General features: G+C 58.7%; 9 protein-coding genes. All 9 read left to right on the top strand.

Annotated features, from left to right (window positions below; translation table 11 throughout):
* The first annotated feature begins 4 nt into the window (after positions 1-4).
* On the top strand, positions 5-1270 hold the full coding sequence (locus C8C89_RS10095) for a YeaH/YhbH family protein (protein WP_133989710.1): 1266 nt from the start codon (positions 5-7) through the stop codon (positions 1268-1270).
* The gene (locus C8C89_RS10090) at positions 1270-2871 is read left to right on the top strand and encodes a SpoVR family protein (protein ID WP_101484692.1); all 1602 of its coding nucleotides are present in this window, start codon (positions 1270-1272) and stop codon (positions 2869-2871) included. Before C8C89_RS10095 ends, C8C89_RS10090 begins: the two co-directional genes overlap by 1 nt.
* 538 nt (positions 2872-3409) lie before the next feature.
* Positions 3410-4066: an energy transducer TonB gene (locus C8C89_RS10085; protein WP_101482440.1), complete on the top strand. Its 657-nt coding sequence runs from the start codon at positions 3410-3412 to the stop codon at positions 4064-4066.
* An 86-nt stretch (positions 4067-4152) separates the two neighbouring features.
* On the top strand, positions 4153-5082 hold the full coding sequence (locus C8C89_RS10080) for a MotA/TolQ/ExbB proton channel family protein (RefSeq protein WP_166674703.1): 930 nt from the start codon (positions 4153-4155) through the stop codon (positions 5080-5082).
* A 5-nt stretch (positions 5083-5087) separates the two neighbouring features.
* Complete coding sequence (locus C8C89_RS10075; RefSeq protein ID WP_101482442.1) at positions 5088-5516, top strand: biopolymer transporter ExbD; 429 nt, start codon at positions 5088-5090, stop codon at positions 5514-5516.
* 105 nt (positions 5517-5621) lie between these two features.
* A complete protein-coding gene (locus C8C89_RS10070; protein ID WP_170840419.1) occupies positions 5622-6053 on the top strand; it encodes a biopolymer transporter ExbD in 432 nt (143 codons plus the stop codon).
* Positions 6054-6131: 78 nt separating this feature from the next.
* Positions 6132-7343 (top strand): hypothetical protein, encoded by a 1212-nt coding sequence (locus tag C8C89_RS10065; protein ID WP_133989708.1) that lies wholly within the window; start codon positions 6132-6134, stop codon positions 7341-7343.
* A 284-nt stretch (positions 7344-7627) separates the two neighbouring features.
* Positions 7628-8599, top strand: coding sequence for a bifunctional riboflavin kinase/FAD synthetase (locus C8C89_RS10060; protein WP_101482444.1), 972 nt, complete (start codon positions 7628-7630; stop codon positions 8597-8599).
* 81 nt (positions 8600-8680) lie between these two features.
* A complete protein-coding gene (gene ileS / locus C8C89_RS10055) occupies positions 8681-11581 on the top strand; it encodes an isoleucine--tRNA ligase (protein WP_133989706.1) in 2901 nt (966 codons plus the stop codon).
* The last annotated feature ends 29 nt before the right edge of the window (positions 11582-11610 follow it).

The raw sequence follows: 11610 nt of genomic DNA, 5'->3' as shown, positions 1-11610 counted from the left end.
CCCTTTGACATACCTCATCGACAGGCGCTTGCAAAGCAAGAATAAATCCGCCGTCAACCGCGAGCGTTTCCTGCGGCGCTACAAGGGCCAGATCAAGGATGCCGTGGGGCGCGCCATCAAGGGGCGCTCGATCACGGACGTCGAGAATGGCGAGAAAGTCAGCATCCCCGTCAAGGATGTGGGCGAACCGTCGTTCGGCCACGCGCATGGCGGCGTATGGGAAGTGGTCAATCCCGGCAACAAGGAATACCTGAAGGGCGACCAGATTGCCCGGCCGAAAGGCGGTGGCGGCGGACGGGGCAAGGCGGGCAATAGCGACGAGACGACGGAAGACGACTTCATCTTCGAATTGTCGCGCGAAGAGTTTATGAATTATTTCTTCGAGGACCTGGAATTGCCGCACATGGTGAAAACCCAGTTGACGGCCACCACGGAATTCAAGAACCAGCGCGCCGGCTACAATATGTCGGGCACGCCATCGAACATCCATGTGCTGCGCTCCCTGCGCGGCGCGCTGGGACGTCGCATCGCCGTGGGCGGCGGCGCCCGCAAGCAATTGGCGCAGGCCGAGGAAGACCTGGCGGCCCTGCTGCTGGAAGGCGTGCCCGAGGACGACATACTGGTGCAGGAACTGCGTCGCCAGATCCACCACATCCACACGCGCCTGCTGGCGATTCCCTTCATCGACCCGTTCGACTTGCGCTACAGCAATCGCATCAAGGTGCCCAAGCCGATGACGCAAGCGGTGATGTTCTGCATCATGGACGTCTCCGGTTCCATGGACGAGTCGCGCAAGGACACGGCCAAGCGCTTCTTCATCCTCTTGTATCTGTTCCTCAAGCGCGCCTACGACAAGATCGAGGTGGTCTTCATCCGCCACCATACGGCGGCGGCGGAAGTGGACGAGCATGAATTCTTCAATTCGCGCGAGTCCGGCGGCACCGTGGTGTCTTCCGCCCTGCACTTGCTCAATACCATCATCGACGAGCGCTATGGCGCGGGACAATGGAACAGCTATGTTGCGCAGGCGTCCGACGGCGATAACTGGGACAACGATTCCGTGCTGTGCCGGCAGTTGCTGATCAATACCATCATGCCCAAGGTGCAGTACTACACCTATGTCGAAATCACCGATGGCCCGCAGCAAAACCTGTGGGAGCAATATGCGGGCGTGCTCGACCATCACGCCCATTTCGCCATGCAAAAGATCGTCACGCCGGCCGATATCTACCCGGTCTTCCGCGAACTGTTCAAGAAACAGGTGAAATGATGAGTGCAGCCTTTGACCGCGCCAGCAACACCCCGGGCGAACCGTTCGTGCGCCTGCGCCACCCGAATGCCCTGCCCGAGCAGTCGGAATGGACGTTCGAACTGATCGAGCAAATCCACGAGGAAATTCGCCGCGTGGCGAAGCAGTTTGGCCTGGACACCTATCCGAACCAGCTGGAAATCATCACGGCGGAGCAAATGATGGATGCCTACACCTCGGTGGGCATGCCCGTTTCCTATAACCACTGGTCTTTCGGCAAGCATTTTTTATCGACCGAGAAAAGCTACAAGCGCGGGCAGATGGGCCTGGCCTACGAGATCGTCATCAACTCAAACCCGTGCATCGCCTATTTAATGGAGGAAAACAGCCTGACCATGCAATCGCTGGTGATCGCGCATGCGGCCTACGGCCACAACTCCTTCTTTAAAGGCAACTATCTGTTCCGCGCCTGGACGGATGCCGACGCCATCATCGACTATATGGTGTTTGCCAAGAATTACATCGCCGAATGCGAGCAGCGCCATGGCGTCGATGCGGTGGAATTGCTGCTCGACTCTTGCCACGCCATCCAGAATTATGGCGTGGACCGCTACAAGCGCCCGGCGAAACTGTCGATGGCGAAGGAATATGCGCGCCAGAAAGAGCGTGAAGCCTATGTGCAGTCGCAGATCAACCAGCTGTGGCGCACCCTGCCCCGGCGTGACGAGGATGAGGACGAGGACGACCAGCGCAAAGCCAGTCCCCGCTTTCCGCCCGAACCCGAGGAAAACCTGCTGTACTTTATAGAGAAGTACGCGCCGCTGCTGGAACCATGGCAGCGCGAGATGGTGCGCATCGTGCGCAAGATTTCCCAGTATTTCTATCCGCAGCGGCAAACCCAGGTGATGAACGAGGGTTGGGCCACCTTCTGGCACTACACCATATTGAACCAGCTCTACGACGAAGGCGTGGTGGGCGACGGCTTCATGATGGAATTTCTGAAAAGCCATACCAACGTGGTCTATCAGCCGCCCATCGACAGCCCCTATTACAACGGCATCAATCCGTATGCGCTGGGTTTTGCCATGATGAGCGACATCCGCCGCATCTGCGAGCATCCGACCGAGGAAGACCGGGCCTGGTTCCCCGACATGGCCGGCACCGACTGGCGCAAGAGCCTGGACTTTGCCATGCGCAATTTCAAGGATGAAAGCTTCATTGCCCAGTATTTGTCGCCGCAGCTGATCCGCGAATTCCATTTCTTTGCCGTGCTCGACGACGACAAGAATGAAAAACTGGCCATTTCCGCCATCCATGACGATGCCGGCTACCGCTACGTGCGCCAACAGTTGGCCGAGCAGTACAACCTGGGCAACCGCGAGCCGAATATCCAGGTCTGGTCCGTCAATACGCGCGACGACCGCGCACTGACCCTGCGTCACACGCAATTCCAGCGCCGCCCGCTGAACCAGCAGGCAGCCGAAGTGCTCAAACATGTGGCACGGCTATGGGGCTTCGACGTGCACCTCGACACACTCGATCCGCAGGGCGTCGTCCTGGGTACCCTGAATTGCCGGCGCGAGAAGCGCAATCGGCGCGACGATGCGCCGGCACGGCCATAAGTGACATTCTTGATAATTATTTTAGCAAGAACATAAGCGCATCCTATGCCACCATAGGAATTCCGTATGGCCTGGCGACGTCGAAACAGCCGCCAGGACCTCCTTTTTTGACCTGGATTAAGCACCTTTCGCACCCGATTGGTGCGCGCGCACGGCTAAGTGGTCTGGTTCCGAGGCAAAACATTTCCAAAAGGAAAGATTTTCCTCCAAATTTAGCGGTTTCCATATTGAATATCACGAAATATAATTCCGCCATATGGGCACATCGGAGAACTTAGCAGTGGTAGCCCAAAACGGCTGTAAAAAACCGATAAGACCGCCTTTTTTTATGTCCGAAAGCGTGCAAAGATGACATAAGCAAGTACGTTTTCAGGGCGCAAAAGCGCCAAAAATTTAACCGGTTTTAGGCGTTAAAAATCTGTGTAAAATAAAGAATTCGTATGTATAATTCGGCGACGTCCCGGATACGGCTGGAGCTTTGTGTCGTCATTTTGGGGTTCAGTTGCAAGACAAGAGATGGTATTTGGAGAAAGCAGGCATGAATTTTTCGAACGAGAAAAGTCCCAAGAACTACACAGGCATAACTGTCGTTGTCCTGCTGCACGTTCTCGCGGCTTACGGGATCGCGACGGGCTTGGGCAAGCGGTTAGTTACCAAAATGATGGAACCGGTTGAAACCAAGATTATCGAGGAAGTCAAACCGCCTCCACCGAAGGATCTTCCACCGCCACCACCGCCGCCAGAAATGAAGGCGCCACCGCCGCCATTCATTCCGCCAGTCGAGGTGAACGTGCAGCAGCCGCCACCACAGCAGAACGTGATTGCAAATGCGACTGCCGTGAAGCCAGCCACGAATGTATTGGCACCGCCAGCACCGCCTGCACAGCCTTCGCCAACTCCTGGACCAGCCAAATCGGTGCGCACACCGGCCGTGGTTGACTTCAGTGTCTGCGAAAAACCGGCTTATCCAAAGTCGTCGCAGCGCAATGAGGAAACCGGTGTGGTGACACTGTCGTTCCTGATCGGTGTAGACGGCAAGGTCGCTGATTCGAAGATCGTGAAGTCCAGCGGCTTCAGAGACCTGGACAAAGCTGCAGTGCAAGGTATCAGCCGCTGTACATTTAAGCCGGCAACAGTTGACGGCAAGCCGGAACAAGGCTGGCAGCAAATGCAATACGTTTGGTCGCTGGATTAAAACCCGAGACAGTTATCCCCTGTCTCACACTATGATTTCGTTGTCATTACGTTCAGCGATCTGTTATTTTTAATTTTGGAGGAAGCATGTTTAAGAATACCCGTTTGTCCGCATTTTTTGCCGCGGTTCTGTTGTCCGTCACCGCCACTACCGCTCTGGTAGCAGCACCGGCATTCGCTGACGCGCCAGCATCGGCTGCCGCTTCGGCTCCTGCGGCAGACGCTGCACCAGCACCAGTTGCCGCAGATGCAGCAGCTCCAGCAGCAGACGCAGCAGCTCCAGCCGCTGACGCAGCAGCTCCAGCCAAAACCGAAGAAGTGCACAACCCGTTCGGCCTGTCCGCAGTATGGGACGGCGGCTTCGTGCCACGCGCTACCCTGATCATCCTGTCCATCATGTCGATCGGCAGCTGGTACATCATCATCACCAAGCTGCTGGATCAAATGAAGATCTTCAAGCAAGCTAAAGAAGCCGCTTCCAAATTCTGGAAAGCTCCTTCGATCGCTGCTGGTTCGGCAACCTTGAGCGATGGCTCGCCATTCCGCTTCATCGCTGAATCGGGCACCAAGGCAACCGCACACCATGACGGCGCCCTGCTGGAACAAATCGATCTGTCGACCTGGGTGACGATGTCGATCCAGCGCGCTTCGGACAAAGTTCAGTCGCGTCTGCAAGATGGCCTGTCGTTCCTGGCAACCGTTGGTTCGACCGCACCGTTTATCGGTCTGTTCGGTACCGTTTGGGGTATTTACGGCGCGCTGACCGCTATCGGCATGACCGGTAACGCATCGATCGATAAAGTTGCAGGTCCAGTTGGTGAAGCACTGATCATGACCGCTTTCGGTCTGCTGGTCGCTGTTCCTGCCGTTCTGGGTTACAACTGGCTGGTTCGTCGTAACAAATCCGCAATGGAAGACATCCGCTCGTTCAGCGCCGACGTTCACTCGGTTCTGGTTTCCGGCGTAATGTCGACCAGCGAAGCTGGCCGTGCTGCCGGCGCTAAAAAGATCGGATAAGAATCATGTCGATGTCCGTCGGCTCCGACAGCGGAGATGAAGATCAAGTAATGTCAGAAATCAACACGACGCCGCTCGTCGACATCATGTTGGTTTTGCTGATCATTTTCTTGATTACAAGTCCAGTTGTCCTCAAGCTGCAGAAAATCGATCTGCCGATTGAGGCCAATCAAGCCCTGCAAACCAAGCCAGAGAACGTTAACATCGTTGTTAACAAGGACGGCGAGATTTACCTGGGCCAGACCAGACTGAAAGACACGAACGAACTGTTCGATTATCTTAAAGTTGAAGCAGTGAAAGTACCGCAGCCGGAAGTACACGTTCGTGGCGACCAAGAAGCACGCTACGAATCGATCGGCCGGGTTATTTACACGACCCAACGTGCCGGGATCCAGAAGGTCGGCTTCATCACCGAACCGCCTGACAAGGGCTGATAGCGGCTGGCAGCGGCGTCCCGGCAACATGGGGATGCCACTGCCGGAAGCTGACCGGGCGGCAGTTTCGCCCGGTGCTTCGTTGGACTTCTTAAAGGAAACACTATGAGTATGAATGTCGGTTCGGGAAGCGCAGCAGGCGCGGATCCGGAACCAATGATGGAACTGAACATGACGCCCCTCATCGACGTGATGCTGGTGCTGATTATCATGTTGATCATCACGATTCCTAAGCAAAACCACTCGGTGAACCTGAACATGCCGGTCGGCACCCCGCCGCCACCGACAACCGAACCAGTGGTCGTCACGATCGATGTCGATTTTGATGGCACTATCTTGTGGGACAATCAGGTAGTACCTGATCGTAATACGCTGGAAGCCAAGCTGAGCAACGTTGCTGCGCAAGCAGACCAGCCAGAAGTGCATCTGCGTCCTAACAAGCTGGTGGAATACAAAGTCGTCGCCGGTGTGATGGCGTCGGCACAGCGTCTGGGCGTGACCAAAATCGGTCTGGTCGGCAACGAGCAATTCCAGTAAGCTGTAGCAATCAGGTTATCTTTACATCCGAATAGGCAGGACTTCCTGCCTATTCGCTTTTTACTGAAAGACTTTCTCATGTCCAAGTTTCGTCTCGCTCATCTCGGCCTCGTCATGGCCGCTATCGGTTTTACCGCAGCAACTCCCGTAATCGGCCTGGGCTCGCTGGCATACGCCGCGGACACCGTGCGTGCCGAAGTGGGCAAGCCACTGCAAGAAGCGCAAAAACTCGCTAGCAGCGGCAAAAACAAGGAAGCACTGGCCAAGCTGCGCGAAGCTGACAGCGTCGGCGGCAAGACCGCCTTTGAAAGCTACCAGATCGAGCGCGTGCGCGCCTCGGCCGCAGCTGCCGCCGGCGATAACGGCACCGCCATCAAGGCTTTCGAAGCCGTCATCAATTCCGGCCGCCTGAGCGCCGCCGAAGCCCCCAAATTCACGCAAGCGCTGGCAGGCATGTACTACCGCGCCAAGGACTGGCCAAATACCATTACCTGGATCAAACGCTCGCTGAAAGACCGCGACGATGCGCAGATGCGCGAATTGCTGATCCAGACCTACTACGTCAGCGGCAACTACGCCGAAGCGGCCAAGGAACTGCAAGCGCGCGGCGGCAACTCGGAAGCGAGCCTGCAAATGCTGGCCAACATCCAGATGAAGCAAAATGACAAGGGCGGCTATGTGGCCACCCTGGAAAAACTGGCCGCCAGCTATCCAAAGACCAGTTACTGGGCTGACCTGCTGAACCGCGTCTCGGGCAAACCTGGCTTCTCGCAGCGCCTGGGCCTGGATGTCCAGCGCCTGCGCCTGGCCAACGGCCTGTTCACCAAGCCGTCCGAATACATGGAAATCAGCCAGCTGGCCCTGCAAGCAGGCAATCCTGGCGAAGCTTTGGCCATCATCGACCAGGGCTACAAAAAAGGCGTGCTGGGTACCGGCACCGATGCCGCCCGTCACCAGCGCCTGAAAGACCTGGCCCTGAAAACCCAGGCTGACCTGAAGGCCAGCGCCGCCAAGTCGGAAGCGGAATACGTCAAGAACAAGGACGCTGACAGCTTGAACAAGCTGGGCTTTGCCCTGGTCTACGATGGCCAGACCGACAAGGGTCTGGGGCTGATGAATGACGCCGTGAAAATGGGCACCGCCAAGTACGCGGAAGAAGGCAAGCTGCATCTGGGCATTGCTTACATGCACGCCGGCAAGAAGTCCAATGCAACGACGGCATTCAAGGCCGTCAAGGGCACGGATGGCGCGGCTGACCTGGCCCGTTACTGGACTTTAATGAACAAGTAATTGACATCGAACCCAAGCTACTGCGCGTCGCGCTTTGCGGCCTGTGATGCTCACCGTACTACGGTACGGTTGCGCTTCTCGGCCACAAATCACTGCCGCTCGCTACGCTTGGGTTCGACGTTGAGAGTGTATTGAATCAATACTAAAGCGTTGCCAGCACACCCGCCGGCAACGCTTTTTATCATTTCAGCAGGGAAATTACCCCTGTGCCCACCCTGCCGGGTGTGCATCCCCGAAACAGTCCGTATAATCCCCCTTTTGGCACAGTTTTTCATCAGATTCCTATGAAGGTATTCCGCGGACTTCCCAATGCCCAGGCACGAGCGCCTTGCGCTCTGACCATCGGCAATTTTGACGGTGTCCACATCGGCCATCAAGCCTTGCTGGCGCGCGTGCGCGGCGCGGCGACCGAACTCGGCATTGAAGCGGCCGTGATGACGTTCGAACCGCACCCGCGTGAATTCTTCGCGCAGCGCGCGGGCGACCTGTCGAAGGCGCCGCAGCGCATCGCCAACCTGCGCGACAAGCTGCAATCGCTGGACGACGCCGGCATAGACAGAGTCGTCGTCGAGCACTTCAGCGCGCAATTCGCCGCCTTGACGCCGCAGGAATTCACGGAAAAAGTCCTCGTCAGCGGCTTGCATGTGAAATGGCTGATGGTTGGCGACGATTTCTGCTATGGCGCCCGGCGCGCCGGCGACGTCGCCATGCTGCAGGAAGCGGGTCGCGAATACGGTTTCCATGTGGAAACTTTGCCGACGGTGATGAATGGCAGCACGCGCATCTCGTCGTCCGCCGTGCGCCTGGCCCTGGCCGCCGGTGATTTCCCCCTTGCCACGCAGTTGCTGGGCCATCCGTACGCCATTTCCGGCCACGTCATCCACGGCCAGAAGCTGGGCCGTACCCTGGGCTTCCCCACCTTGAACCTGCGCGTGGCGCACCGTCCCGCCCTGTCCGGCATCTTCATCGTGCAAGTGCACGGCCTGGGGCCGCTGCCGCTGCCGGCCGTAGCCAGCCTGGGCGTGCGCCCTACCGTCGACGACAGCGGCCGAGTCTTGCTGGAAGTGCATCTGTTTAATTTCAATCTATCCTGCTACGGCAAGCTGGTACGCGTGGAGTTTTTGGAAAAGCTGCGCGACGAAGAAAAGTATGACGACTTGCCCACCCTGACGGCCGCCATCGAGCGGGACTCGAACCAGGCGCGCGCCTATTTTGAGAAGCGCAGCGGCGCCATTACCGCCACCGACCGAATTTGACGCCGGCCAACTCCGCCGCCTGGCGGCGCCTGTCGCCGCAAACCCGCTGCAAAAATATACTCCATACCATTAAAGAAGATTATGTCCGATCAAAACAAGCCAGCCACGCCCAAGCAAAACAAGAAGCCTGAAAGCAAATACCCGGTCAACATGACGGAAACCCCGTTCCCGATGCGCGGCGACATGGCCAAGCGCGAGCCGCAATGGGTACAGCAATGGCAAGACAAGAAGATTTACGAGCGCGTGCGCAAGGCTGCCGCCGGCCGTCCGAAATTCATCCTGCATGACGGTCCGCCGTACGCGAATGGTGACATCCACCTGGGCCACGCCGTCAACAAGATCCTGAAGGACATGGTCGTCAAGTCGCGCTCGCTCGCCGGCTTCGATGCGCCGTATGTACCTGGCTGGGATTGCCACGGCATGCCCATCGAGATCCAGATCGAAAAACTGCACGGCAAGAACCTGCCGACGGCCGAAGTATTGGAAAAGGCCCGCGCCTATGCGAATGTGCAGGTCGAACGCCAGAAGAAGGATTTCATCCGCCTGGGCGTGCTGGGCGAGTGGGACAACCCGTATCTGACCATGGCGCACGGCAATGAAGCCGACGAATTGCGCGCACTGGGCAAGCTGCTGGAAAAAGGCTATGTCTACCGCGGCCTGAAACCCGTCAACTGGTGCTTCGACTGCCAGTCGGCGCTGGCCGAGGCGGAAGTGGAATACGCGGAAAAACGCGATCCCGCCATCGACGTCGGGTTCAAGTTCGCCGAGCCGGAAAAACTGGCGGCCGCCTTCGGCCTGCCTTCCCTGCCGACGGATAACGGTTTCATCGTCATCTGGACCACCACGCCGTGGACCATCCCGTCGAACCAGGCGCTCAACGTGCACCCGGAAGTGAAATATGCGCTGGTGAAGACCGAGCGCGATGGCCAGCCGCTGCTGCTGATCCTGGCGCAAGACCTGGTCGTGGCCAGCCTGGCGCGCTTCAAGCTCGATGGCACGACGATCGCCACCTGCGACGGCGCGGCCCTGGCCGGCATCAGCTTCCGCCACCCGCTGCATGCCAGCGATGCCTTCTATGACCGTTTGTCGCCGTTGTACCTGGCAGAATACGTGACCACGGAAAGCGGCACCGGCGTGGTGCACTCGGCGCCAGCCTATGGCCTGGACGACTTTATCTCGTGCAAGGCGCACGGCATGAAGGACGACGACATCATCAAGCCCGTCATGGGCGACGGCAAGTTCGCATCGACCCTGCCCCTGTTCGGCGGCATGACCATCTGGGAAGCGTCGAAACCGATCTGCAACGCCTTGCGCGATGCAGGCGCGCTGTTCGAAGTGAAGATGTTCGACCACAGCTACATGCATTGCTGGCGTCATAAGACGCCGATCATCTACCGCGCCACGTCGCAGTGGTTCGCCGGCATGGACGTGACGCCGAAGGACGGCGGAGCGACCCTGCGCGAGACGGCCTTGAAAGGCATCGCCGACACCGAGTTCTTCCCGGACTGGGGCCAGGCGCGCCTGCACGGCATGATCGCCAACCGCCCTGACTGGACCCTCTCGCGCCAGCGCCAGTGGGGCGTGCCGATGGCCTTCATCGTGCACAAGGAAACGGGCGACCTGCATCCGCGCACGCCGGAATTGCTGGAGCAGGTGGCCAAGCTGATCGAAAAGAACGGCATCGAGGCATGGCAGGCGCTGGACTTGCAAGACCTGATCGGTGACGAAGCGGCCATCTACGCCAAGAACAAGGACACGCTGGACGTGTGGTTCGATTCCGGCGCAACGCACCAGACGGTGCTGGGCGGCCCGCAAGGCCACGGTTCGCACTCGACGCAGCTGCAATTCCCGGCCGACCTGTACCTGGAAGGCTCGGACCAGCATCGCGGCTGGTTCCACTCGTCCCTGCTGGTGTCGTCGATGCTGAATGGCCGTCCGCCATACAAGGCCCTGCTGACGCACGGCTTCACGGTCGATGGCGAAGGCAAGAAGATGTCCAAGTCGCTGGGCAACACGCTGGCGCCGCAAAAAATCTCGGACACCCTGGGCGCGGACATCCTGCGCCTGTGGATCGCCTCGACCGACTACACGGGCGAACTGTCGATCTCCGACGAGATCCTCAAGCGCGTGACCGAATCGTACCGCCGCATCCGCAACACGCTGCGTTTCCTGCTGGCGAACACCTCGGATTTCAATCCGGCCACGGACGCCGTGCCGACGGCGGAGATGTTCGAGATCGACCGCTATGCGCTGGCCAACATGGCCTCGCTGCAAACGCAGATCGAGAACAACTACGCGCGCTACGAGTTCCACCCGGTGGTGTCGAAGCTGCAAACGTACTGCTCGGAAGACCTGGGCGGCTTCTACCTGGACATCCTGAAGGACCGTTTGTACACCTCCGGCCTGACGTCGCACGCGCGCCGCTCCGCGCAGACGGCTCTGTGGCACATCACGCAAAGCCTGCTGCGCCTGATGGCCCCGGCCCTGTCGTTCACGGCCGAAGAAGCGTGGGCCGTCTTCGCCGGCAGCGAAGCGTATGCTGCCAGCGATGAAACCATCTTCACGCAAACCTGGTGGCAACTGCCGGAAGTGTCGGATGCCGCCGACCTGCTGGAGAAATACACGGCCCTGCGCGCAGTCCGCACGGACGTCACAAAACAGCTGGAGGACTTGCGCACCTCGGGCGCCATCGGCTCCTCGCTGCAGGCGGAACTGACAATCAAGGCCGCGCCGATGAAGTACAAGCTGTTGACCACCCTGGGCGACGACTTGAAATTCGTCTTCATCACCTCGCAGGCAACGGTAGCCGAAGTGGCCGACGAAGCGGCCGAAGAGGTGGTCGTGACCGCGTCGACGGCGCAGAAGTGCGAGCGCTGCTGGCATTACCGCGCAGACGTGGGCACGGACGCCGCGCATGCCACCCTGTGCGGCCGCTGCGTCAGCAACCTGTTTGGCAAGGGCGAAGTTCGCCGCTTCGCTTAAAACGGTGCGGGGCGGGAATTCTTACCCGC

The organism is Janthinobacterium sp. 75, assembly GCF_004365495.1.
GTDB lineage: Bacteria > Pseudomonadota > Gammaproteobacteria > Burkholderiales > Burkholderiaceae_D > Janthinobacterium.
The sequence above is the reverse complement of the archived record's forward strand: the minus strand, read 5'-3'. Positions and strand labels throughout refer to the sequence as shown.